Here is a 21646-nt window from a genome sequence, read left to right as displayed (position 1 = left end):
AAAAAGGGGACGGCGCGCCTGGCGTCGTCCCCTTTTTCATGCCGGATGCGGCGAAGCGGCTTATTCGGCCGCCTGCGTCGTCGTGGCGCGGGGGCGGCGGGTGCGCTTCTTGGGCGCCTCCTCGCTGGCTTCGCTGTCATTGTCGGCCCGCGCGATCGAGGGCGGCAGGATCGCCATGTCCAGACCCTCGGTCGCTTCGGCGGCTGCCGGTTCGACGACCTTGCGCGGACGGCCACGGCGCGGACGGGGCGCCTCTTCGCTCTGCGGCGCGGGTGCCTGCTGGACGGGCGCAGCCTCTACGACCGGCGCTGCGACAGGCGCAGGCGCGGGCTGTTCGACCTGCGGCTGCGCTTCGGCAAAGACGGGACGGTCGCGACGCGGACGGTCACGGCGCGGGCCACGATCTTCACGTCCACGATCCTCGCGCCCACGATCCTCACGACTATCGCGTGATTCGTCCTGACGGCGATTCTGGTCGCGCTGCGGACGATCGCCCTGATCGCGCGTGGCACGGTCATTGTCGCGCGGGGCACGGTCCTGATCGCGCGGCGCGCGGTCATTATAGTCCCGTGGGGCGCGGTCGGGCTGTTCGCGCGGGGTGCGGTCATAGGAGGCAGAATCGGTGCGGAATTCGTCGACACCGTCGGCGACGCCGTCGAAATCGTCGCCATCCTCGTCGAAATTCTCGTCCGGGCGGCGGTGACGCTGCGGCTGATTGGCCTGCTGCTCTTCCTGCCGGGCGCGATTGTCGGCCAGGACGCGGAAATAATGGTCGGCAAATTGCAGATAATATTCCGCATTCACCCGGTCGCCCGCCATCTGGGCATCGCGCGCCATATTCTTGTATTTCTCAAGAAGCTGGGCCGCATTGCCCCGCGCGCGGTTGTCGATGCGGTTACCGCTATCGCCCCCGCCGCGATTGCCACCATTATTGGGACGTCCATTGTTATTATTGTTCCGGCCGCGATTGCGGCGACCGGCCTGCCGGTTGTTGATCAAGACATGATCCTTGCGTTCGCTGTCATCATATTGGCTGAAAACTCTGTTCCGTCGCCATCCCCAAGCACGGCCCGCACATCAGGCCGGATACGGCTCCGCAGGGCATGGCCGGTTCAAAGGGCCAGTGCCTCAAGATGCCAGCGGCGCCGGGCAGCAGCGCCGTCATGACTGTCAGGAGCGTAGAAAATGGCTTTTTCTATCAATGGCCTAAACTAACCATATCACGATATAGTGCCATCCCTGCTGTCGATGTAGAGACTTTCGCTGGAGAAACCAAGCAATTTCCGCTTGTCACGGCGTTAATTGCATTGCGCCTGTCCTTTTGGACATGGTTGCGACCAGACAACGATCATGCCCGGCAAGGTCTTGCAGCGCCCGGACGGTCAGCCCCGCATCGCCCAGCAGCGTAGAAACCGCATCCTTCTGATCATAGCCGATCTCGATCGCGGCCATGCCGTCCGGCGCGATCAGGCGGGGCAGGTCGGGCACGATCCGGCGATAGTCGTCCAGCCCCTCAACCCCCGCGAACAGCGCGCTGTCCGGCTCATGCAGCACATCGCCCGCCAGCGCGACGCTGCGCGCGATATAGGGCGGGTTGATCAGGATCAGGTCGAACCGCCCGTCAATGCCCTGCGCCCAGTCGCCGGGGCGGAAGGTCGCGCGGCCCGCCAGCCCCAGCCGTTCCGCATTGCCTTGCGCCACCGCCAGCGCGCCGGGCGAAGCGTCGACGCCCAGGCCATGGGCATCGGGCCATTCGCTCAGCGCCGCCAGCAGCAACGCGCCGGAGCCTGTGCCAAGGTCGAGGATGGATCGCGGCGCGCGCGCCGTGAAATGGGCGACCGCCGCCTCGATCAGCGTTTCGCTGTCCGGGCGCGGGATAAGGACGTCGGGGGTGACGGCCAGGCTGATCGTCCAGAAATCGCGAAAGCCCGTAATATAGGCAACCGGCTCCCCCGCGACGCGGCGATCCGTCAGCGCCGCAAAGCCGGGCGGGACGCGCAGGTCGCGCTGGCGCAGCAGCAATGCGTTGCGCGAAAGACCCAGCGCATGGGCCATCAGCAATTCCGCGTCCAGGCGCGGCGTGTCGCTAGCGGCGCTGATCCGGGCAGTGGCGGCGCGCAGGGCGTCGGCCATGCCCCCGTCCCCTGCGATGCCGCTCAACCGATCCCGTCCAGTTGCGCCAGCCGGGCGGCTTCATCCTCCGCAATCAGCGCGTCGATCACTTCGGCCAGCCCCGGCCCTTCCAATATTTCCGGCAGGCGATGCAGCGTCAGGTTGATGCGATGGTCGGTGACGCGCCCTTGCGGGAAATTATAGGTGCGGATGCGTTCGGAACGGTCGCCCGATCCCACCATCGCCTTGCGCGCGCCGGCCTGCTCGCTCTGGGTGCGTTCGCGTTCGGCTTCGTAGAGGCGCGCGCGCAGCACCTGCATCGCCTTGGCCTTGTTCTTGTGCTGGGACCGTTCGTCCTGCTGGATCACGACCAGACCGCTGGGCAAATGGGTGATGCGGACCGCCGAATCGGTGGTGTTGACATGCTGACCGCCAGCGCCCGACGCCCGATATATGTCGATCTTCAGGTCGCTGTCGGCGATCTGGACGTCGACTTCCTCCGGCTCCGGCAGCACCGCGACGGTCGCCGCCGATGTATGGATGCGCCCGCCGCTTTCGGTGACGGGCACGCGCTGGACGCGGTGGACGCCGCTTTCAAACTTCAGTTTCGCAAACACGCCGGTGCCGGTGACGGACGCGACGACTTCCTTATACCCGCCCGCTTCGGAGGGGTTGGCGGACATCAGCTCCATCTTCCAGCCGACCGAATCGGCATAGCGCTGATACATGCGGAACAGGTCGCCCGCGAACAACGCCGCCTCGTCCCCGCCAGTCCCGGCGCGGATTTCCAGCATGGCCGGGCGCGCATCGGCCGAATCGCGGGGCAGCAATTGCAGCGCCAGCGCCCGTTCGGCGGCAGGCAGCTGGCTTTTGAGGATCTGCATCTCCTCCTGCGCCATTTCGCGCATCAGCGGGTCCGCGTCCGCGTCCGCGCCCCCCGTCATATAATCGAGCGCGGCCAGTTCCTGCCGCAAACGGCGCACTTCATGCGCGGCGCGGGCCACCGGCTCGATCTCGGCATATTCCTTGGACAGGCGCACAAACGCATCGGCGGGCAGATCGGCCCGCGTCATCGACGCCTGCACCTCATCCCGGCGCGCCTCGCTCTGCGCAATGCGTTCGGCGGAGATGTGCATTAACGGGCTTCCCCCAATCCGTTCGGGCTGAGCCTGTCGAAGCCCTGCCCTGCCCTGCGCGCAGCAGAACGACGGCCCTTCGACAGGCTCAGGGCGAACGGGGGTGGGGTAGCGCGATGGGCGGAGGTTAGCATTAGTCGGCGATTGCCTTGGTGGGGTCGAAATTGCGCAGCAAAGTCTCCACGAAGCTGGGATTGGCAACTAAAGGATAGTCACCAAGCGCCTCGATTTTGCAGCGCTCCTGCGACCCGTCCATGAGATTGCGAACCGTCACTTCGCCCCCCGCCAGTTCATCGTCGCCTATAATGATGGCAGTTTGTGCGCCGGATGCATTAGCCCGCTGCATCCGCTTCTTCATGTTGCCACGAAAACCCATGTCGGCAACGATACCGGAACGGCGCAGACTGGCGATGATGCCGATCGCCGCCGTCTCGGCCGCCTCGCCCATCGGGATGATCGCAACGTCGATCTTATGACTTTCCGGCGCATCCACCAGCATCGCCAGCCGCTCGATCCCCGCTGCCCAACCGACCGCAGGCGTCGCCGGGCCGCCCAGATTCTCGATCAGCCCGTCATAGCGCCCGCCACCCAGCACCGTGCCTTGCGCGCCCAGCCGGTCGGTGACGAACTCGAACGCGGTGTGGCGGTAATAATCGAGGCCGCGGACCAGCCGGGCATTGCGTTCCCATGCGACGCCCGCCGCATCCAGGCCGCTCGTCACCTTCTCGAAAAAGCTGCGCGCTTCATCGGTCAGATAGGCGTCGATGTCGGGCGCGCTGTCGGCGACGGGGCGGTCGCGCGGGTCTTTGCTGTCGAGGATGCGCAAGGGGTTCTTCGCCAGCCGATCGACGCTGTCCTCCGACAAGTCCCCGCGATGCGCCTCGAAATGCGCGATCAGCGCGGCGCGCCAGGCTTCCCGGCTGGCCGCGTCGCCCAGCGTGTTGAGCGTCAGCGTCACGCCGTCGTCAATGCCCAGTTCCTTGAGCAACTGGTCCGCGAACACCAGCAATTCGACGTCCGCGCCCGGCTCGGCCGCGCCGATGATTTCGGCGTCGAGCTGGTGAAACTGGCGGAAGCGGCCCTTTTGCGGCCGTTCGTAGCGGAACAGCGGCCCATGCGTCGCCACCTTGAGCGGCGCATATTGCTGCCAGCCCTCGGTAATATAGGCGCGGCTGATCCCGGCGGTAAATTCCGGGCGCAGCGTGATGGAATCGCCGCCGCGATCCTCGAACGTGTACATTTCCTTCGACACGACGTCGGTGGATTCGCCCAGCGACCGGGCGAAAACGGCAGTGGATTCGAATACCGGCACCTCTACCCGCTGAAAGCCGTAAAGTTTGCGCACCCGGTCAAAGGTTGCGACCACATGCGCAAAGCGTTCTGCAAACGCTTCTGCTGTGCCGCCCAACATGTCTTGCGTGCCGCGAACCGGGCGCGGGGTTTCGATTTTCGCCATATGCCGGGCCTTTAGCTTCATTTCAGGCCGGTTGAAATGAATATTTGGGTCGGCGCAAGGGGTGGACGAGGCCAAGAGACAAGGCCATTGTGACGGCATGAGGGCCGTCCGGCCCAGCCTGTATTTTCGGAGACGTTCATGATCCGCAGCCTTGCTGCCGCCCTTTGCCTGACAACGGGCATTTCCCTGGCGATCGCCAGCCCGCTAGCCGCCCAGGAAGCGATCCGGTCCAAGCCCACCGCCCTGCCGGTCAACGACGCAACCCCCGCGCCAAAGGACATTCCCTATCCCGGCGGCACCATCAGGCTGGAGGTTGACGCCAGCGACACGACCCAGCGCATCTTCCGCGTGAAGGAGACGATCCCGGTCGCGACCAGCGGGCCGATGACGCTGCTGATGCCCGAATGGTTGCCGGGCAATCACGCCCCGCGCGGCCAGCTGGAAAAGCTGAACGGCCTGACCTTCACCGCCGATGGCAAGCCGCTGAGCTGGAAGCGCGATCCGCTGAACGTCTACGGCTTCGTCATCGACGTGCCGCAGGGGACGAAACAGGTCGTCGCCCAGTTCCAGTTCCTGTCCGCGACCGCGGGCAATCAGGGCCGCGTCGTCGTGACGCCCAAGATGCAGAATATCCAGTGGGAGGCGGTCTCGCTCTATCCGGCGGGCTATTATACCCGCCAGATTCCGGTGCAGGCGACCGTCACCTATCCCGCCGGCTGGCAGGCCGCGACCGCGCTGCGGGGCAAGCGGACCGGCGATACCGTCGCCTATGACGTGATCGACTATGAAGCGTTGCAGGATTCGCCAGTCTTTGCCGGCGAGCATTTCAAGGCGGTGGATCTGGGCAACAATGTCACGCTCAACATCGTGGCCGATGATGCCGACGAACTGGTCTATACCCCGGAGCAGATCGCCAAGCACAAACGCCTGGTGGACGAAGCGGGCGCGCTGTTCGGCAGCTATCATTTCGACCATTATGATTTCCTGCTGGCCATCACCGACGAAATGGGCGGCATTGGCCTGGAGCATCATCGCAGCTCGGAAAATCAGGTCGAACCGGGCTATTTCAAGAAATGGAGCGATGGCGAGGCGTTGCTGGACCGCAACCTGCTGCCCCATGAATTCACCCATAGCTGGGACGGCAAGTTCCGCCGCCCCGACCTGCTATGGACCCCCGATTTCCGCACGCCGATGCAGGACAATCTGCTGTGGGTCTATGAAGGGCAGACGCAATTCTGGGGCTATGTGCTGGGCGCGCGGTCGGGCCTGTTCACCAAGCAGGAAACGCTCGACGCCTATGCCCAGATCGCGGCCAAGCTGGACACCACGGTCGGTCGGCAATGGCGGCCGATGGAGGATACGACGCATGATCCCATCATTTCCGCCCGCCGGCCCAAGGGCTGGGTCAGCTGGCAGCGGTCGGAGGACTATTATAATGAAGGGCTGATGATCTGGCTGGAGGCGGACGCGATCATCCGCAAGCAGACCAGGGGCGCCAAGGGGCTGGACGATTTCGCCAAGGCCTTTTTCGGCGTGAAGCCGGGCGAGTGGGGCGAACTTGTCTATAATCGGCAGGACGTCATCAACACGCTGAACGGCATCGCGCCCTATGACTGGGCCGGCTTCTTCCAGACCTATGTCGACAGTCCGACGCGCGAAACGCCCAAGGGCGGCTTTACCATGGGCGGATACAAGCTGGTCTATGGCGACACCCCCAACGCCATTACCAAAGCGGCCGAAGGCGCGAACAAGATTGTCGACCAAAGCTATGGCATCGGCCTGATCGTCAAGAATGACGGCGAAATCAGCAGCGTCATCTGGGACAGCCCGGCATTCAAGGCGGGCCTGCTGGTCGGTGCCAAGATCGTGGCAGTCAATGGCGATGAATATTCGGGCGATGTGTTCAAGGCGGCGATCAAGGCCAAGGCGCCGTTCCAGATCATCCTAAAGAAGGACAAATATTACCGCACTTTGTCACTCGATTATTCGGGCGGGCTGCGCTATCCGCGCCTCGAAAAGACAGGAGAGGGTGAGGGCAGCCTCGACAAGCTGCTCAAACCGAAAACATAAACACCCCGAAGCCAAGTGCAACAAAAGGCGTATCCATGAATATCGAACTGATTCCGGTTGGCGATGATCCGCCCAACAGCCTGAATGTCATCATCGAAGTTCCGGTCGGCGGCGAACCGGTGAAATATGAGTTCGACAAGGCGTCGGGCGCGCTGTTCGTGGATCGCATCCTGCACACGCCGATGCGCTATCCGGCCAATTACGGCTTCGTGCCGCACACGCTGTCGCCCGATGGCGATCCGCTGGACGCACTCGTCATCGCGCGTTCGCCCTTCGTCCCCGGTTCGGTCGTCCGCGCACGCCCGATCGCGGTGCTGAACCTGGAAGATGAAGCGGGCGGCGACGAAAAGCTGGTCTGCGTGCCGGACAACAAGACCTTCCCTTATTATGCCGACGTGGGCGAAAAGGATGACCTGCCCGGCATCGTGATGGAACAGATCGAACATTTCTTCACCCATTACAAGGACTTGGAAAAGACCAAATGGGTGCGGATCGGCACCTGGGGCGGCGCTGAGGACGCCCGGCAGATCACGCTGGAAGCCATTGCCCGCTATCAGGCGACCAAGAAGGACTGAAACGTCCGCTTGTCCGACCGAATCGAAAAGGCCGCGCGGTGCAAACTGCGCGGCCCTTTTTGTGGCAATGCAGTCCCGCAACATCCTCCCCTGCAAGGGGGTGGGGACCGTTCGCGAAGCGAATGGTGGAGGGGTATCCCCTCTGCAAGGGCAGGATTGTCATGAAGCGCAGTCCGCCTGCCTGCTATTGGCATCGTCAAAGGGTTGCGGCAGGCAACGCAATGCGTAGGGTAGCGGGCATGAGATTCCGCCCGCTCGGCCTGCTGGCCCCCATCGCCCTTATCGCCACCCTGCCGCTGCCCGCCATGGCGCGCGAGCCAGTATCGACCAACGCCACCGTCTCCGCCGCCGATCCGCGCGCCGCTGCCGCCGGGCAGGAAATATTGCGCAAGGGCGGCAGCGCGACGGACGCGGCCATCGCGATGATGCTGACGCTCAATGTCGTCGAACCGCATAATAGCGGCATCGGCGGCGGCGGTTTCCTGATGCATCATGACGGGCAGAGCGGTGTGCTGGAATCGATCGACGGTCGCGAAACCGCGCCCGCCGCCGCCCGGCCCGATCGCTTCATGGGCGCCGATGGCAAGCCGTTGTCCTTCCGCAACGCCTGGCCCGGCGGCTATTCCGTCGGCGTGCCGGGCAATCTGCGTCTGGCGTGGGACGCCCACAGGAAATGGGGCAAGCTGCCCTGGGCCGACCTGTTCCAGCCCGCGATCCGCGCGGCGGAGGAGGGATTTGAGGTACGCCAGCGGCTCGACACGGCAATGAAGGCGGTGGCGGGGGTCTGGGCCGACTTCCCCGAAATCCAGAAATATTTCTGGATCGACGGCAAGCCCGCGCCGATGGGCACGATCCTCAAAAATCCGCCGCTCGCCGCGCTGTTCAAACGGATCGCGGCGGAGGGGCCGGACGCCTTCTACACCGGCGACAATGCCCGGCTGATGGCGCAGGCGGTCACCAACGCCCCCAAAAACCCGGTGCCGATGACCGAAGCGGACATCGCCGCCTATCAGGCCAAGCCACGCAAGCCGGTCTGCGGGACATATCGCGTCTATACCGTGTGCGGCATGGGCCCGGCATCGGGCGGCGGCATTACCGTGCTCCAGATATTGGGCATGGTGGAGCGCTTTCCGCTTAGCGCTTGGGGCAAGGATGATCCGCGCTCCTGGCACGTCATCGGCGAAGCGATGCAACTGGCCTATGCCGATCGCGGCACCTGGCTTGGCGATCCCGATTTCGTCGCCGTGCCGATCAGCGGCCTGATCGACCCGACCTATCTCAAGCAACGCTCCGCCCGCATCCGCCTCAACAAGGCGCTCAATGACTATCAGCCCGGCACCCCGCCCGGCGCGCAGCCGCGCACCGCGTCGCTGCCCCAGCCCGAAAGCGGCACCAGCCATTTCGTCGCGGTCGACCGCAATGGCGACATCGCCGCCTGGACATCCACCATCGAAAGCTTTTTCGGCAGCCAGCTGGTCGCCAACGGCGTCATCCTCAACAATGAACTGACCGATTTCAGCTTCACGCCGGAAAAGGATGGCGCGCCGGTCGCCAACGCCGTGGGGCCGGGCAAGCGGCCCCTCTCCTCCATGTCGCCCACCATCGTCTATGATGCCAAGGGGACGCCCATCTTCACCGTCGGCGCGGCGGGCGGCAAGACCATCATCATGCAGGTGGCCAAGGCGCTGATCGCCCATTTCGACTGGGGCATGTCGGCGCAGGATTCGATAGCGACGGGCCTCATCTTCTTCAACGGCGACGGGCTGGTGCTCGAACAGGGCACCGGGCTGGAAGCGATGCAGGCGCCGCTGGAGAAGCTGGGCCACCGCGTCACCGTCTCGCGCCTTGGCCTGAAAGCCAACGCCGCCGAACGCGCGCCCGATGGCCACTGGATCGGCGCCGCCGACCCGCGCAGCCCCGGCGTGTCGTTGCAGGAGTGAAACCTAACCGTCACCCCAGCGAACGCTGGGGTCTCTCTGCCTTCTTTGCCTGAGCGCCGAAGAAAGGGATGACGACTATTGTTGCATCACCCCTTCAAATCCAGCCCGGCGACGTTGAAGGCAAAGGGCGCGCTCTGATCCTTCGGCCCGGTCACCAGATTGACCGATACCGTCTGCGCCTTGGCGATCGCCTCATAGGCATTTTGCGACGGCAATATCTCGATCCCGTCCTTGGCGTCGGTCATCCGCCCCTTCCAGCGCAGCGGCCGACCGCCATCGGCCGTCGCGGTCACGGCGCAATCGGACAGGTCGCACTGGAACGGCGCGCCGACCAGCTTCACCGTCACCGACTTTTCGCCATTGTCCATCGGCTGGACCAGCATGACCGCGAACGTGTCCGCCGCCGTCATCGTCGGCACCGCATTGGCGCTGCCAATATAGGCCAGCTTGGGCTTGCCGCCCGACCCGGCCTCATATTTCCACGTCTGGCCGATCGTGTCGCGCTGGGTCGGCCCCTTGTCGCCCGACGAACAGGCCGCGAGCATCCCGATGGCTGCGATGGCGATGAAATGGCGCATGACTGAATCTCCTTGTCGGGACATTCAACGCCGCAACTTGATGCAGGTTTCCCTTTAAGCGCTGTACCGCGCCGCTGTGTCGCGGATCAGGGCGATCATGTTGGGGATGCCCTGGGTCCGGTTGGAACTCAGCTGATTTTTGAGGTCGAACGGGGCCAGCGCCCCCTCTATGTCCGCCGCGCCGATCATGGCGGGACTTTTGTCCTGCACGGTCAGCAGCACCAGCGCGATGATCCCCTTGGTAATCGCGGCGTTGCTGTCGGCCAGGAAATGCAGCCTCCCATCGTCCAGCACGGTGGGATAGACCCACACTGCCGCCGAACAGCCACGCACCAGCGTCGCATCGGTCTTGAGCGCGTCGGGCATGGGTTCGAGCGCCCGGCCCAGATCGATCAGCAGACGATAACGGTCGTCCGCGTCCAGAAATTCATATTCGTCGTAAATATCGGCCAGGGCGCTTGGATCGGTCATGGCCGCCCATATAGGGGGATTATCGCGGGGGGAAAGCCCTCAAACCGTTCGCCCTGAGCCTGTCGAAGGGCCGTACTTCTATTGAAAGCAAGCGCTAGGCTTCAACAACCCCGGATCACGTCCGGGGCCGAACGGGGAAAGAGCAGCTTACAAATCCACGCCCGCCGCGATCGCTTCCAGCTTGCGGATGCGTTCCTTAAGGTCGGCGACCTCGATCCGCGCGGCGGCAGACGGGGGCGCGCTCGCTTCGCCGCGATGCCCCAGTTCCGCGCGCTTCAATTCCAGCCAGCCGTTCCAGCCGCGCAAAGTGGCCATGGTCACGATGGAAAGGCCGGCCAGTCCGGCCAATGCAATCGTCAGATAGAGAGCGGGGTCCTGCATGATAGCCTCCCTGGGCTTTGGGCCGCGTTCAATCGCGGTCCCGCAATTTCTCGAATTCGCGTTCCAGTGCGCTGGTGCCATCGGTCGCCAGACGCTCCAGCACCGCGACGCGGTCCTTCAGCGCCTTCACCTCTGCACGCAGCCGTTCGGCTTCCGGGTCCGGCCCGCGGGCGATGAATTCTTCGCCCTTGTGCCGGCGCACGACGCCATATTTGGCGCGCAGGACGCTGGCGATAGCGGTGATCGCAATGATGGCGACGACCATTTCAAACGGGTTCATGATGATTTCTCCCTTTGACCGCGCGCTCAGTTGGCCGGGCTGCGCAGCCGTTCGATTTCGCGATTGAGTTGGTGGCTTTCGTCGGTGACGATCCGCTCGACCACGGCCAGCCGATCCTTCATCGATCCGATTTCGGCGCGCAGCTGGGCATTTTCCTGGCTGAGCAGCTTCACCCGCTCGACCATTTCCTCATTCTTCTGCGGATAGACCGCCTGCCCCCATGCGCCGTCGAGCGGATAGCCGTTCTTGACGCGCAGCCAGGTCGTGAACACCCAGCCAACGATCGCCAGCGATCCGACGGCAAAGACGACCGGCGCGAAATCTGCAAATGGAAACATGATCTCTACTCCCTTGCACCGCGCTCAGCGCAGCCCCTCGATTTCGCGCGCGGTGCGGATGGCCGGATCGGTGGCGATCCGTTCCAGCACGGCGATGCGTTCCTCCAGGCGGCTGATGCGGCCCATCAGCTTTTCGTTTTCACCCGACAACAGGGCGATTTTTCGACCAGCGTCGCCGTCCGTTCGATCAACGGTGCCGGTCCATTCATTTTCCACCGGATAACCGTGGCGGGCACGGACCCAGGTGGTGAACATCCAGCCCAGGGTCGACATGGCGATGATCGCCAGGACAAAGAAAGGTCCACCGAAATTCATGGGTTTAACTCCCTGTTATTCTGCCCGGGATCTGCTCAGCGCAGGCTGTCGATCTCGTCCGCCAGGCGCGTGTTGCGGCTGGTATAGTAGATTTCGATGTCAGCCAGGCGGCGGTCGATGTCGCGGAACTTGGACCGGACATCGCGGGTGGAGCGGGTCGGATTGGTCCGCACGCCCTGCCAGAATTTCTCGTCATCCCGGTCCGAATAGAGGCCCTTGGGCTTGTCATCGGCGAAATAGACAGCGGCGAAATAGGCGATCAGCGTCCAGGGGAAAGCCCCCATCAGGGTGATCAGCACCGCGCCGACACGAACCCAGACGACGTCGATCCCGCTATAGTCGGCGATGCCAGCGCACACGCCCGACCATTTGCCATTGGCCTTGTTGAGGTAGAATTTGGTGCGGCGGGCGGTCATCTCAGTTCCTCCGGTCGAAGCTGTAATCATCGTCGCCCAGGTCGGCATCGGGTGCCGGGCGGCGCGGACGGAAATCGGGGTTGTCGGCGGCGACGATCCGTTCGACCGTCATCAGCCTTTCTTCCAGGCGGCGGGCGAGAAGGTGGAGTTCATCCAGCAGCTTCTCATCCTCGTCGGTGATCTTGGGCGCCTGCTTCCATTTGGTGACATAGTGGAAGATAAGCCACGGCATGCCGATGAACAACATGCCGCAGATCATGATGGGCAGGAATATGTCCTCCATGATATCAGGCTCCCTTGTTCATGGACGCCTTGAGCGCTGCCAGATCGGCGTCCACCTTGTCGGCGGACTTCAGCTCTGCAATCTCTTCCTCCAGCGTCTTGGGCGTGCCGCCCAGCGCCATCGCATCGGCGCGGCCTTCGGCCAGATCGACCCGGCTTTCGAGCATGTCGAAGCGCGCAAAAGCCTCGTTCACCTTCTCACCGGCATAGGCTTCGCGCACCCGCAGGCGGTTTTCCGCGCTCTGCATCCGGGTGACCAGGCTGTTCTGGCGGGCGCGGGCTTCGCGCAGCTTGCCCTGCAGCTTGGAAATATCCTCTTCGGCGGCTTTGAGCGCTTCGTCGAGGGTTTCGATCTCATGGGCCAGATGCTCGGCCATGTCGGTCGCCTTCTGGCGTTCGACCAGGGCCGCCTTGGCCAGATCCTCGCGATCCTTGGACAAGGCCAGCTGCGCCTTCTCGGTCCAGCTGTCCTGCAGGGCCGTCAGCTTGGCGATGTGGCGGCGCATTTCCTTCTGGTCGGCGATCGTGCGGGCGGCGGACGCGCGCACCTCGACCAGGGTTTCCTCCATTTCGAGGATGATCATGCGGATCATCTTCGCCGGGTCTTCGGCCTTGTCGAGCAGGTCGGTGACGTTGGCGGCGATAATGTCGCGGGTGCGGGAAAAAATACCCATCTGAACTTCACTCCTTATCTTATGCTTTGGGGACGGCGACCTTAGGCCAGATAGCACAGGGCCATGGGGGCCGCCTGACTGGCGGACGCCGGCGCTTCGCTGGCGCGGGCCGGGCCGACCGCTGACAGGATCAGGGTCGATCCGAACAGCAGCGCAGCGACTGCGACCGACATCAGCTGGCCGATTTCGCGAATGCTGTTGTTGTTCTTTTCCATGATATAACTCCCTGAACCTTGGCCTTCGTGACGTTCCGCTTGTGTCTGTGCGGATTGCCTGTAGCTTTGCAGGGGCCGTGCCAATTTCGAAAAAGCGCGGATTTGCGCCATTTTTCCGCCCTTTTCCAGGCCCGTGCCAGAATATTCCTTGCCAAAAGGTGGGAAATTTCACCATAAGTTGGGACATGGAGAAAAATACCCAATTTGTCGGCCAGTCCTTCGCCTTTCTCGACGCGGTCGAACTGGCGGGCCGCGCGGCCGAACTCAACCGCCCGGTGCTGGTGATCGGCGAGCGCGGGACCGGCAAGGAACTGATTGCCGAGCGGCTCCATCACCTCTCCCCGCGCTGGGGCGAACCGCTGATCGTCATGAACTGCGCCGCCCTGCCCGAAACCCTCATAGAAGCCGAACTGTTCGGCCATGAACAGGGCGCGTTCACCGGCGCGAACCGCGCCCGGCCCGGCCGGTTCGAGGAAGCCGATGGCGGCACGCTGTTTCTGGACGAATTGGGTACGCTTTCGATGGCGGCGCAGGAAAGACTGCTGCGCGTGATCGAATATGGCGAAGTCACCCGGATCGGCGCGTCGAAACCGCTGCGGGTGGACGTGCGGATCGTGGCGGCGACCAATGATGATCTGCCCGCCGCCGCCGATGCCGGGCGCTTCCGCCCCGACCTGCTCGATCGGCTGAGTTTCGAAGTTATCACCCTGCCACCCCTGCGCGCGCGGGAAGGCGATATTCCGGTGCTGGCCGACCATTTCGGGCGGCGCATGGCCGCCGAACTCAACTGGCCGCAATGGCCCGGCTTCTCCCCCGTCTGCGCCGCGCAACTCGAAGCCTATGGCTGGCCCGGCAATGTCCGCGAACTGCGCAATGTGGTGGAACGGGCCGTCTATCGCTGGGACGAACCGGGCAAGCCGATCGACCGCCTGACCTTCGATCCCTTCGCCTCCCCCTGGAAGCCCAAACCATTGATGCCCGGCGCGCCCGCGCCATCGGGCGACAGCACCCCCGCGCCAGCGCCCGCCCCCGCCACTGAAACCATCAGCGACCTGAAAGCCGCCGTCGACGCCCACGAAGCCGCCATCATCCGCGCCGCGCTAGACCGCCACCGCTACAACCAGCGCGCCACCGCCAAGGGGCTGGGACTGACCTACGACCAGCTACGCCACTGCATGAAGAAACATGGACTGGGCGCGGGATAACCTCCCCGCCCCCTCCACCATCGTCATCCCGGCGAAAGCTGGGATCCATTCGACGCTAGGCCGGATCGTCACGCAGACGTAGCGCCGAATGGATCCTGACTTTCGCCAGGATGACGGAGAAATGGAAGATCATGCCCTGAGGAAGGCAGCCCGACTATAGCACTGCCTTCCTTACGCCCCTCACCGCGTCGGCACAGGCTCCGCGCCCGAATAGTCGTAAAATCCCCGCCCGGTCTTGCGGCCATACCAGCCCGCTTCGACATATTTGACCAGCAGCGGCGCCGGGCGATATTTGGGATCGCCCGTCGTGCTCAGGAACACGTTGAGGATTTCCAGCGCCGTATCCAGCCCGACGAAATCCAGCAGCGTCAGCGGACCCATGGGATGATTGAGGCCCAGCTTGCACCCCATGTCGATGTCGACCACGCTGCCCACGCCCTCGCCCAGCACGAACACCGCCTCGTTCAGCATCGGCAGCAATATGCGGTTGACGACGAAACCCGGCGCATCGAACGCCTGCACCACCGTCTTGCCGATCCGGCCCGCAAAGCCCTCGACCGCCGCGACCGTTTCGGGCGTGGTGGCCAGGCCGCGAATGACCTCTACCAGCACCATCACCGGCACGGGGTTGAAGAAATGCACGCCGACAAAGCGCCCCGCATCCGGCGCGGCCTGCGCCAGGCGGGTGATGGGAATGGACGATGTGTTGGTTGCCAGGATCGCGTCAGCGGCCAGCAGCGGCCCGACATTGGTGAAGATCGCGCGCTTGACCTCCTCACGCTCGGTCGCCGCCTCGATCACCAGCTGCGCGCCCGCCAGCGGCGCGACTTCGCCCACCGGGGTGATCCGCGCGATCGCCTCATCCGCATCGCTCTCAGCTATCTTGCCCTTCTCCACGCCCTTGGCGAGCAGGCGAATGATGCCGTCACGGCCCTTCTGCGCGCGCGGCAGGTCGACGGCCGACAGGATCACCTCATACCTGTCTCTTATACACATCTAGATGTGTATAAGAGACAGCACCGGGGTGATCCGCGCGATCGCCTCATCCGCATCGCTCGCAGCTATCTTGCCCTTCTCCACGCCCGTGGCGAGCAGGCGAATGATGCCGTCCCGGCCCTTCTGCGCGCGCGGCAGGGCGACGTCCGACAGGATCACCTCATACCCCGCCTGCGCCGCAACCTGCGCGATTCCCGCGCCCATCTGCCCTGCGCCGATCACACCTACCGTTTGAATATCCGTCATCCTGGCCTTCTCCCACATTCTGACTCGCGCCCACTCCCTAGCCTTCGTGCCGTCCGGGGACCAGAGGCGTGCGCGCGCCAAAAAGCACAGGCGACAAAATGCGCTACCAGCGCGAGAAACAGACGTTTCCGCCTTTGCCTGAACCGTGCGCCATGGTTAAAAGCCGCTCATGCCCGTTTCAGACCAGATGCCCATGCCGGCGACCGGACGCTTTGTCGCTGCCGTGCATCACTTCCCGCTGCGCATCTATTTTGAGGATACCGACCTGTCGGGCCTGGTCTATCACGCCAATTATCTGCGCTATATGGAGCGCGCCCGGTCCGACATGCTCCGCCTGGCCGGGATCGACCAGCGCGCCGCCCATGACAGCGGCACCGGCGTCTATGCCGTCACCGACCTCACGATCCGCTACCGCCGCCCCGCGCGCCTGGACGATGACCTGATGGTCGTCAGCCGGGTGGTGCAGGTGGGCGCGGCGACCTGCGCCATTCATCAATCAGTCATGCGCGCCGAAGAACAGTTGACCGACGCTACCATATCGGTCGCCTGGTTGACGCCGCAGGGTCGCCCGCAACGGCAACCCAAAGCCTGGACCGATATTTTCAGCCGCCTTTGCCAAGGGGAAGATTTCCACCCATGACCCTCAACCTGCCAGACGTCGCCGCGGTGGCCGACGCCGCGACCATTTCCCCGCTAGCCCTGTTTCTTCAGGCCGACATCGTCGTGAAGGGCGTGATGCTGGGCCTGTTGCTGGCCAGCATCTGGACCTGGGCGATCATCATCGGCTTTTCCGTGACGCTCCGCCGCGCCAGCAAGCATAGCAAGAGTTTCGAGCAGGATTTCTGGAAGGCGGAGGATATTGATCGCTTCTACGAAGCGCGCGGCAAGGCGGACTATCCCGCGGCGAAGGTGATGGCCGCCGGCGTCACCGAATGGCGTCGATCGACCGCGCAGAAGGTGATCGACCGCGACGGCACGCGCGACCGGCTGGCGACGACCATGTCCAGCACGATCGCGGCGGAGGTTGACCGGCTGTCCGACCGACTCAACATTTTGGCGACGGTCGGATCGGTCGCGCCGTTTGTCGGCCTGTTCGGCACCGTGTGGGGCATCATGCGCGCCTTCACCGCGATCGCGGCGGAACAGAATAGCTCGCTCGCCGTGGTCGCGCCGGGCATTGCCGAAGCGCTGTTCGCCACCGCGATCGGCCTGTTCGCGGCGATCCCGGCGGTCATCGCCTATAACCGCTTCAGCCATGGCATCAACCGCATGGAATCGCGCCTGACCCGCTTTGCCGACGGCTTCTACGCCACCCTCAGCCGCGAACTGGAGGCGCAACGGTGAAATATTTCTCTTCCGTCATGCCAGCGAACGCTGGCATCTCACTCCCTTGGCCGTCGCGTGAAGAAAGAATCGGGATCCCAGCTTCCGCTGGGATGACAAGCATGGGACGGAGAGACTAATGGCCATGTCCGGCCCTCCCTCCAGCCGCCGTGGCCGTGGCCGCGCGCCGATGGCGGACATCAACGTCACGCCGCTGGTCGACGTCATGCTGGTGCTGCTGATCATCTTCATGGTCACAGCGCCGCTGCTGGTGACCGGCGTGCCGGTCAACCTGCCCGAAACCCGTGCCAAGGGGCTGGATCAGGACGCCAAGCCCACCGTCGTGTCGATCGATCGCGACGGCGCGACCTATGTCGATGAAGATGCGGTAAGCGACGCCGACCTGCCCGATCGCCTGGCGGAGATCGTGGCGGCCAATGCGGGCAAGGCGGACGCGCCGCCAATCTTCCTGCGCGCCGACAAGGGGCTGGACTATGGCCGGGTCATGCGGGTGATGGCCGAACTCAACCGGGCTGGCCTGAACAAGGTGTCGCTGGTTTCCTCGCCCGATGACACGGCCAGCGACGGGACGGAATAGACAGCGATGGAGCGCACGGAGAAAATCGGCCTTGGCGTCGCGACAGCGGGGCATGTCCTGCTGTTCGGGCTGCTGTCGGCCGGCTTCCTGGCCACCCCCAACCCGTTGAAGCTCAAGACCCCGCCGATGGAAGTCTCCATGGTGGATGAGGTCGCGCTGCAATCGACCGCGCCCAAGCTTTCGGCCGAACCCCCGCCGCCCAGCGTCGCGCCCGAACGGGGGCCAACGCAGGACGCCGCCCCCGCGCCGGAACCGGAACCCGCGCCCGAACCGGTGCCGGTCCCGCCGAAACCCCAGCCAAAGCCCACACCTGCGCCCCCCAAGCCGCAGCCCAAAGCCGCACCAGCAAAGCCCAAGCCCGCCCCGCCCAAGAAGGAAGTGGCCAAGGCCGCGCCCAAACCCAAGCCCAAGCCAGCGCCGGAAAAGCCCGCGCCCCCAAAAAAACCAGCGCCCGAAAAGCCCAAGGCCGCAGCGCCATCCAAGCCCGCCGCCAAGGCATCGACCAAGCCTGCGGCCAAGACGCCCGCGCGCGCATCGGGCCAGGGCAAGGCGGACAAGCCCAAGGGATCGCTGCTGGGCGATGATTTCCTCAAGGGCATAGACACCAGCGCCGACGCGCCGCGCAAACCGCCCGCGCCAGCCCCCGCTACCGCGATGGGCCCGGCGCAGAAGGCCGCGCTCGACGCCGAACTGCGCCGTCAGCTGAAACCGCACTGGCGCCCGCCTTCGGGCGCGGACGCGGACCGGCTCGTCACCCTGCTTGAGGTGCGGCTCGACAAGAGCGGCGCGGTGATCGGCACGCCGGAGGTGATCGACCAGCTCGGCGTCACCGCCAGCAACCGGCCCCAGGCCAAACTCCATGCGGAACGGGCGATTCAGGCGGTCAAGCTTGCCTCCCCCTTCCGCAACATGCCGCCCGAATTTTACGACCAATGGAAATGGCTCCGGCCACTCCGCTTTGACGCGAGGCTGAACCGATGAAACCCTCCCTTTTGCGCCGCCTGAGCGTGGCGGCCGCCGCGTTGCTCGCCCTCACCGCCCTGCCTGCCATGGCCCAGCTCTCGGTCGACGTGACCGGCGAGATTGACAGCAATGTGAAGGTCGCCGTCCCCCCCATGCCCGCCCAGCAGGAGGTCGACACGCCAGCCGGGTCGGCCACCGAACTTGGCCGCAAGATCGCCGAAGTCATCGCCTCGGACCTGAAAGGCTCCGGCCTGTTCGATCCGTCCGGTCCCGCCGGCCTGCCGCAAATTCCCTTTGCCGAAGTCACCTTTCCGCAATTCGACAAATGGGGCGCCTATCAGGCGCTGGTACAGGGGTTCGTCCGCACCAGCGGCGGGGAAGCCGACATCACCGTCGGCTGCTACCTCTATGACGTGGCGCTGAAGCCGGAACTGACCCGCCAAGGCTATGTCGTCGCCCCGCGCGACTGGCGGCGCGCCGCGCATAAATGCGCCGACGCCATCTATGCGCGCCTGTCGGGCGAAAGCCCCTTCTTCGACAGCCGCATCGCCTATATCGCCGAAAGCGGGCCGAAGGGTGCGCGGGTCAAGCGGCTCGCCATCATGGACAGCGACGGCGCGAACCATCGCTTCATCACCAATGGCCAGTCGATGGCGCTCACCCCGCGCTTTTCGCCCGACTATAAATCCATCCTCTATGTCAGCTATCTGGGCAGCCGGGTGCGCCTCTATATCTACGACATTGGCGCTGGCCAGCAGCGGCTGGTGACCGAAAGCAACAACCCGACCTTCGCCCCGCGCTGGTCGCCGGACGGGCGCAATATCCTCTTTTCGATGGCGATTGCGGGCAATACCGACATTTATCGCGTGCCCGCCAGCGGTGGTACCCCCGTCCGCCTGACCACGTCGCCGGGCATCGACGTGGGCGGCAGCTATTCGCCAGACGGCAGCCAGATCGTGTTCGAAAGCGACCGGTCGGGCGGCCAGCAAATCTATGTCATGAACGCCGATGGCTCCAACCAGCGCCGGATCAGCCATGGCGGCGGCCGCTATGCGACGCCCGAATGGTCGCCGCGCGGCGACCTTATCGCCTTCACCAAGATGGCTGGCGATTTCAAGATCGCGGTGATGACGCCCACTGGCGATAATGAGCGGATCCTGACCAATGGCTGGCAGGACGAACAGCCGACCTGGTCGCCCAATGGCCGGGTGCTGCAATTCTTCCGCACATCGCCCGGCAAGCAGGGGACGAGCCAGGTGTGGCAGGTCGACCTGACCGGCGTGAACGAACGCCGCATCCCCACCCCTCTCAGTGGTTCCGACCCTGCCTGGGGACCATTGCTGCCCTGAAAATAGCGCGCTCCTGGCGGTCGGGATGGAACCCAATCGTCTTGACAGCGTAACGAACATCACGGACCCTGACACCGTCCCGGCGGGCGGTGCCCGGATCAACCAAAGGAGACCCCCGATGAAATTGTCTAGAACGCTGGTCATGGCTACCGCCATCATCGCGCTGGCCGCCTGCTCGAAAAAGCCGCCTGCCGAATTGCCGCCCGCGCCCGGCCCGGCCACGACCGAACCGGTCGGATCGACCGGACCCACCGGCCCGGTGAAGGGCAGCCAGGAAGATTTCGTCGCGTCGGTCTCGTCCGACCGGATTTTCTTCGGCCTCGATCAATATGATATCGATGCGGAGGATCAGGCGACGCTGCAAAGCCAGGCCGCCTGGCTGCAACAAAATCCTGCCGTGCGCGTCACGGTCGAAGGACATGCGGACGAACGCGGCACCCGCGACTATAATATCGCGCTGGGCGAACGCCGCGCCAATGCGGCGAAAAACTATCTCGCCTCGCTCGGCATCGATCCCAGCCGCATCACCACGGTCAGCTATGGCAAGGAACGCCCCGCCGCGCTCGGCTCGGACGAAGCCTCCTGGGCGCAGAACCGCCGTGCCGTGACGGTGACGATCCAATATTGATCGCCCGTCGCCCAATATGATCGAAAGGCCCGCCAGTCCCCGACCGGCGGGCCTTTTTTCTGTTGGGCCCGCGCCATCAGGACATGACAGGATAGTCGCGCCCTTCCAGCGTCACGGCCGGGCGTCGACGCCGGGATCGTCGCGGCCATCGGCCAATAGCTGCGCCAGCTTTTCTTCGGCGATGCGCAACCGCATCAACCCCAGCAGTTCGGCCCCGATCTCGATCGCCCCATCCGGCAGGCCGCTCAGCAATTCGCCGCCCAGCCTGTCCAGCCGCGCCTGTATCTCGCCTGCCAGAGCCTTGCCCGCCGGGGTCATCGCCACCCGGTTGGACCGTCCGTCATCGGCATCGGCCACGCGCTCGATCCAGCCTGCTTTCTGCAATTGATCCAGCGTCCGCACCAGCGACGGCGCGCTGACGTCCAGCCATTGCGCCAGTTCCGCCTGTCGCGGCGGCGTACCCTCCATGGCCAGATGCACCAGGCACCAGCCTGCGCTGCCGGACACGCCCAGCCCTGCCAGCGCCCCGTCGGCAGCCTGCCGCCACCCCCGCGCCACCGGCCCCAGCAAATGCAACAAGGCCCGTCCGGCATCCCGCTTCTTCATGTCCATTAGTTAGCTAACTAAACACAATCGGGCAAGGCCGTTATAGGTGTTCAGCTTAGTGTCGGCTTCATGGGGTCCGGTCAGGCCGGACCCCACAGGCTCAGGCCCGCCGCGTGCCGGTAAAGGCCGACGCCCCGAACGCGCCCAACTGCATCGTCCCGGTGATGGCGTCGCCGCTGACTTCCGCCTCGCACTCCAGCGTCATCGGCATCGGCATCGTCATTTCCATCTTCCAGGTCAGGCTGTTGCCCGCGACCTTGCCATCGACCACGTCGAGCGATCCCATCATGCCCGCAAAGGTGCCGTTAAACCGGTCACCGCTGCTGACCACGGTGAACACACCCTTCTGGTCGCCCATCGGCGTCTTGGCTACGCAGTCATAGGCGCCATCGACACTTGCCATCATCATCACTCCATCAAAGCATCATTCAACGATGCGTACCCTCAAATCCCGATTGATCGCCAATCAGTCCAGACGGAACGCTTTTGCAGG

The 21646-nt window shown here is 64.4% G+C and carries 28 protein-coding genes; 10 read left to right on the top strand and 18 right to left on the bottom strand.

Features of this window, described 5'->3' with window-relative positions; translation table 11 throughout:
* Positions 1–60: 60 nt before the first annotated feature.
* The 4 genes from FE851_RS15805 to hisS form a co-directional block, all read right to left on the bottom strand.
* On the bottom strand, positions 61–999 hold the full coding sequence (locus FE851_RS15805; protein ID WP_145203928.1) for a DUF4167 domain-containing protein: 939 nt from the start codon (positions 997–999) through the stop codon (positions 61–63).
* 291 nt (positions 1000–1290) lie between these two features.
* On the bottom strand, positions 1291–2133 hold the full coding sequence (prmC, locus tag FE851_RS15800; protein WP_145203924.1) for a peptide chain release factor N(5)-glutamine methyltransferase: 843 nt from the start codon (positions 2131–2133) through the stop codon (positions 1291–1293).
* A gap of 23 nt (positions 2134–2156) precedes the next feature.
* A complete protein-coding gene (gene prfA, locus FE851_RS15795; protein WP_145203921.1) occupies positions 2157–3248 on the bottom strand; it encodes a peptide chain release factor 1 in 1092 nt (363 codons plus the stop codon).
* Positions 3249–3381: 133 nt separating this feature from the next.
* Positions 3382–4704, bottom strand: a complete 1323-nt coding sequence (hisS, locus tag FE851_RS15790) for a histidine--tRNA ligase (RefSeq protein WP_261370963.1) — start codon at positions 4702–4704, stop codon at positions 3382–3384.
* A 138-nt stretch (positions 4705–4842) separates the two neighbouring features.
* Between hisS and FE851_RS15785 the strand changes: the two genes are divergently transcribed.
* From FE851_RS15785 to ggt, 3 genes are all read left to right on the top strand, one after another.
* On the top strand, positions 4843–6774 hold the full coding sequence (locus tag FE851_RS15785; RefSeq protein WP_145203918.1) for a M61 family metallopeptidase: 1932 nt from the start codon (positions 4843–4845) through the stop codon (positions 6772–6774).
* Positions 6775–6809: 35 nt separating this feature from the next.
* Positions 6810–7349, top strand: coding sequence for an inorganic diphosphatase (gene ppa / locus FE851_RS15780; protein WP_017182985.1), 540 nt, complete (start codon positions 6810–6812; stop codon positions 7347–7349).
* 239 nt (positions 7350–7588) lie between these two features.
* Entirely contained in the window at positions 7589–9289 is a 1701-nt protein-coding gene (gene ggt / locus FE851_RS15775) for a gamma-glutamyltransferase (RefSeq protein ID WP_145203915.1), read from the top strand.
* An 86-nt stretch (positions 9290–9375) separates the two neighbouring features.
* Here the strand turns inward: ggt and FE851_RS15770 are convergent, their stop codons facing one another.
* The 10 genes from FE851_RS15770 to FE851_RS26205 all read right to left on the bottom strand — a co-directional run bounded on the left by FE851_RS15770 (position 9376) and on the right by FE851_RS26205 (position 13239).
* Positions 9376–9867 (bottom strand): hypothetical protein, encoded by a 492-nt coding sequence (locus FE851_RS15770; protein ID WP_145203912.1) that lies wholly within the window; start codon positions 9865–9867, stop codon positions 9376–9378.
* 54 nt (positions 9868–9921) lie between these two features.
* Positions 9922–10338 carry a SufE family protein gene (locus FE851_RS15765; RefSeq protein WP_145203909.1) on the bottom strand — a complete coding sequence of 139 codons (417 nt, stop codon included), beginning with the start codon at positions 10336–10338 and terminating at the stop codon, positions 9922–9924.
* A gap of 147 nt (positions 10339–10485) precedes the next feature.
* Positions 10486–10719: a hypothetical protein gene (locus tag FE851_RS15760; RefSeq protein WP_017182981.1), complete on the bottom strand. Its 234-nt coding sequence runs from the start codon at positions 10717–10719 to the stop codon at positions 10486–10488.
* Between the two features lie 28 nt (positions 10720–10747).
* Positions 10748–10999: a hypothetical protein gene (locus tag FE851_RS15755; protein WP_017182980.1), complete on the bottom strand. Its 252-nt coding sequence runs from the start codon at positions 10997–10999 to the stop codon at positions 10748–10750.
* Between the two features lie 26 nt (positions 11000–11025).
* Positions 11026–11337 carry a hypothetical protein gene (locus FE851_RS15750; RefSeq protein ID WP_017182979.1) on the bottom strand — a complete coding sequence of 104 codons (312 nt, stop codon included), beginning with the start codon at positions 11335–11337 and terminating at the stop codon, positions 11026–11028.
* 24 nt (positions 11338–11361) lie between these two features.
* The gene (locus FE851_RS15745; RefSeq protein ID WP_017182978.1) at positions 11362–11652 is read right to left on the bottom strand and encodes a hypothetical protein; all 291 of its coding nucleotides are present in this window, start codon (positions 11650–11652) and stop codon (positions 11362–11364) included.
* 35 nt (positions 11653–11687) lie between these two features.
* Positions 11688–12068, bottom strand: coding sequence for an envelope stress response membrane protein PspC (gene pspC, locus FE851_RS15740; protein WP_006953513.1), 381 nt, complete (start codon positions 12066–12068; stop codon positions 11688–11690).
* 1 nt (position 12069) lies between these two features.
* Complete coding sequence (gene pspB / locus FE851_RS15735; RefSeq protein WP_017182976.1) at positions 12070–12351, bottom strand: envelope stress response membrane protein PspB; 282 nt, start codon at positions 12349–12351, stop codon at positions 12070–12072.
* 4 nt (positions 12352–12355) lie between these two features.
* The gene (pspA, locus tag FE851_RS15730; protein ID WP_017182975.1) at positions 12356–13024 is read right to left on the bottom strand and encodes a phage shock protein PspA; all 669 of its coding nucleotides are present in this window, start codon (positions 13022–13024) and stop codon (positions 12356–12358) included.
* Positions 13025–13065: 41 nt separating this feature from the next.
* Positions 13066–13239, bottom strand: coding sequence for a hypothetical protein (locus tag FE851_RS26205; protein ID WP_017182974.1), 174 nt, complete (start codon positions 13237–13239; stop codon positions 13066–13068).
* Positions 13240–13424: 185 nt separating this feature from the next.
* Between FE851_RS26205 and pspF the strand changes: the two genes are divergently transcribed.
* On the top strand, positions 13425–14444 hold the full coding sequence (pspF, locus tag FE851_RS15725; protein ID WP_145203906.1) for a phage shock protein operon transcriptional activator: 1020 nt from the start codon (positions 13425–13427) through the stop codon (positions 14442–14444).
* A gap of 180 nt (positions 14445–14624) precedes the next feature.
* Here the strand turns inward: pspF and FE851_RS15720 are convergent, their stop codons facing one another.
* The gene (locus FE851_RS15720) at positions 14625–15440 is read right to left on the bottom strand and encodes a 3-hydroxyacyl-CoA dehydrogenase NAD-binding domain-containing protein (protein ID WP_145203903.1); all 816 of its coding nucleotides are present in this window, start codon (positions 15438–15440) and stop codon (positions 14625–14627) included.
* Positions 15441–15767 (bottom strand): 3-hydroxyacyl-CoA dehydrogenase NAD-binding domain-containing protein, encoded by a 327-nt coding sequence (locus FE851_RS15715; protein ID WP_409994492.1) that lies wholly within the window; start codon positions 15765–15767, stop codon positions 15441–15443. It lies immediately after the preceding gene.
* Positions 15768–15855: 88 nt separating this feature from the next.
* Between FE851_RS15715 and FE851_RS15710 the strand changes: the two genes are divergently transcribed.
* The 6 genes from FE851_RS15710 (at position 15856) to pal (ending at position 20547) form a co-directional block, all read left to right on the top strand.
* Positions 15856–16326, top strand: a complete 471-nt coding sequence (locus FE851_RS15710; RefSeq protein ID WP_130754623.1) for a YbgC/FadM family acyl-CoA thioesterase — start codon at positions 15856–15858, stop codon at positions 16324–16326.
* A complete protein-coding gene (gene tolQ, locus FE851_RS15705; protein ID WP_017182969.1) occupies positions 16323–17030 on the top strand; it encodes a protein TolQ in 708 nt (235 codons plus the stop codon). The genes FE851_RS15710 and tolQ overlap by 4 nt, the downstream gene beginning before the upstream one ends.
* 118 nt (positions 17031–17148) lie before the next feature.
* Positions 17149–17607 (top strand): protein TolR, encoded by a 459-nt coding sequence (gene tolR, locus FE851_RS15700; protein WP_145203900.1) that lies wholly within the window; start codon positions 17149–17151, stop codon positions 17605–17607.
* A 6-nt stretch (positions 17608–17613) separates the two neighbouring features.
* Positions 17614–18588, top strand: a complete 975-nt coding sequence (locus tag FE851_RS15695) for a cell envelope biogenesis protein TolA (protein ID WP_145203897.1) — start codon at positions 17614–17616, stop codon at positions 18586–18588.
* Positions 18585–19919 carry a Tol-Pal system beta propeller repeat protein TolB gene (gene tolB / locus FE851_RS15690; protein WP_145203894.1) on the top strand — a complete coding sequence of 445 codons (1335 nt, stop codon included), beginning with the start codon at positions 18585–18587 and terminating at the stop codon, positions 19917–19919. Before FE851_RS15695 ends, tolB begins: the two co-directional genes overlap by 4 nt.
* A 118-nt stretch (positions 19920–20037) precedes the next feature.
* Entirely contained in the window at positions 20038–20547 is a 510-nt protein-coding gene (pal, locus tag FE851_RS15685; protein ID WP_026002361.1) for a peptidoglycan-associated lipoprotein Pal, read from the top strand.
* A 111-nt stretch (positions 20548–20658) separates the two neighbouring features.
* Here the strand turns inward: pal and FE851_RS15680 are convergent, their stop codons facing one another.
* Positions 20659–21153 (bottom strand): MarR family winged helix-turn-helix transcriptional regulator, encoded by a 495-nt coding sequence (locus FE851_RS15680; RefSeq protein ID WP_145203891.1) that lies wholly within the window; start codon positions 21151–21153, stop codon positions 20659–20661.
* A gap of 100 nt (positions 21154–21253) precedes the next feature.
* A complete protein-coding gene (locus FE851_RS15675) occupies positions 21254–21556 on the bottom strand; it encodes a hypothetical protein (protein ID WP_026002359.1) in 303 nt (100 codons plus the stop codon).
* Positions 21557–21646: the final 90 nt, after the last annotated feature.

The sequence above is a fragment of the Sphingobium sp. B2 genome (assembly GCF_007693735.1).
Classification (GTDB): Bacteria; Pseudomonadota; Alphaproteobacteria; order Sphingomonadales; family Sphingomonadaceae; genus Sphingobium; species Sphingobium xenophagum.
This window is presented reverse-complemented; position numbering and strand designations above follow the sequence as displayed.

What these genes read in the sequence shown, in the direction of transcription:
- prmC (WP_145203924.1), bottom strand. Translation starts at nt 2,133, where the DNA reads ATGGCCGACGCCCTGCGCGCCGCCACTGCCCGGATCAGCGCCGCTAGC.
- prfA (WP_145203921.1), bottom strand. Translation starts at nt 3,248, where the DNA reads ATGCACATCTCCGCCGAACGCATTGCGCAGAGCGAGGCGCGCCGGGAT.
- hisS (WP_261370963.1), bottom strand. Translation starts at nt 4,704, where the DNA reads ATGGCGAAAATCGAAACCCCGCGCCCGGTTCGCGGCACGCAAGACATG.
- FE851_RS15785 (WP_145203918.1), top strand. Translation starts at nt 4,843, where the DNA reads ATGATCCGCAGCCTTGCTGCCGCCCTTTGCCTGACAACGGGCATTTCC.
- ppa (WP_017182985.1), top strand. Translation starts at nt 6,810, where the DNA reads ATGAATATCGAACTGATTCCGGTTGGCGATGATCCGCCCAACAGCCTG.
- ggt (WP_145203915.1), top strand. Translation starts at nt 7,589, where the DNA reads ATGAGATTCCGCCCGCTCGGCCTGCTGGCCCCCATCGCCCTTATCGCC.
- FE851_RS15770 (WP_145203912.1), bottom strand. Translation starts at nt 9,867, where the DNA reads ATGCGCCATTTCATCGCCATCGCAGCCATCGGGATGCTCGCGGCCTGT.
- FE851_RS15765 (WP_145203909.1), bottom strand. Translation starts at nt 10,338, where the DNA reads ATGACCGATCCAAGCGCCCTGGCCGATATTTACGACGAATATGAATTT.
- FE851_RS15760 (WP_017182981.1), bottom strand. Translation starts at nt 10,719, where the DNA reads ATGCAGGACCCCGCTCTCTATCTGACGATTGCATTGGCCGGACTGGCC.
- FE851_RS15755 (WP_017182980.1), bottom strand. Translation starts at nt 10,999, where the DNA reads ATGAACCCGTTTGAAATGGTCGTCGCCATCATTGCGATCACCGCTATC.
- FE851_RS15750 (WP_017182979.1), bottom strand. Translation starts at nt 11,337, where the DNA reads ATGTTTCCATTTGCAGATTTCGCGCCGGTCGTCTTTGCCGTCGGATCG.
- FE851_RS15745 (WP_017182978.1), bottom strand. Translation starts at nt 11,652, where the DNA reads ATGAATTTCGGTGGACCTTTCTTTGTCCTGGCGATCATCGCCATGTCG.
- pspC (WP_006953513.1), bottom strand. Translation starts at nt 12,068, where the DNA reads ATGACCGCCCGCCGCACCAAATTCTACCTCAACAAGGCCAATGGCAAA.
- pspB (WP_017182976.1), bottom strand. Translation starts at nt 12,351, where the DNA reads ATGGAGGACATATTCCTGCCCATCATGATCTGCGGCATGTTGTTCATC.
- pspA (WP_017182975.1), bottom strand. Translation starts at nt 13,024, where the DNA reads ATGGGTATTTTTTCCCGCACCCGCGACATTATCGCCGCCAACGTCACC.
- FE851_RS26205 (WP_017182974.1), bottom strand. Translation starts at nt 13,239, where the DNA reads ATGGAAAAGAACAACAACAGCATTCGCGAAATCGGCCAGCTGATGTCG.
- pspF (WP_145203906.1), top strand. Translation starts at nt 13,425, where the DNA reads ATGGAGAAAAATACCCAATTTGTCGGCCAGTCCTTCGCCTTTCTCGAC.
- FE851_RS15720 (WP_145203903.1), bottom strand. Translation starts at nt 15,440, where the DNA reads ATGTGTATAAGAGACAGGTATGAGGTGATCCTGTCGGCCGTCGACCTG.
- FE851_RS15710 (WP_130754623.1), top strand. Translation starts at nt 15,856, where the DNA reads ATGCCCGTTTCAGACCAGATGCCCATGCCGGCGACCGGACGCTTTGTC.
- tolQ (WP_017182969.1), top strand. Translation starts at nt 16,323, where the DNA reads ATGACCCTCAACCTGCCAGACGTCGCCGCGGTGGCCGACGCCGCGACC.
- tolR (WP_145203900.1), top strand. Translation starts at nt 17,149, where the DNA reads ATGGCCATGTCCGGCCCTCCCTCCAGCCGCCGTGGCCGTGGCCGCGCG.
- FE851_RS15695 (WP_145203897.1), top strand. Translation starts at nt 17,614, where the DNA reads ATGGAGCGCACGGAGAAAATCGGCCTTGGCGTCGCGACAGCGGGGCAT.
- tolB (WP_145203894.1), top strand. Translation starts at nt 18,585, where the DNA reads ATGAAACCCTCCCTTTTGCGCCGCCTGAGCGTGGCGGCCGCCGCGTTG.
- pal (WP_026002361.1), top strand. Translation starts at nt 20,038, where the DNA reads ATGAAATTGTCTAGAACGCTGGTCATGGCTACCGCCATCATCGCGCTG.
- FE851_RS15680 (WP_145203891.1), bottom strand. Translation starts at nt 21,153, where the DNA reads ATGAAGAAGCGGGATGCCGGACGGGCCTTGTTGCATTTGCTGGGGCCG.
- FE851_RS15675 (WP_026002359.1), bottom strand. Translation starts at nt 21,556, where the DNA reads ATGGCAAGTGTCGATGGCGCCTATGACTGCGTAGCCAAGACGCCGATG.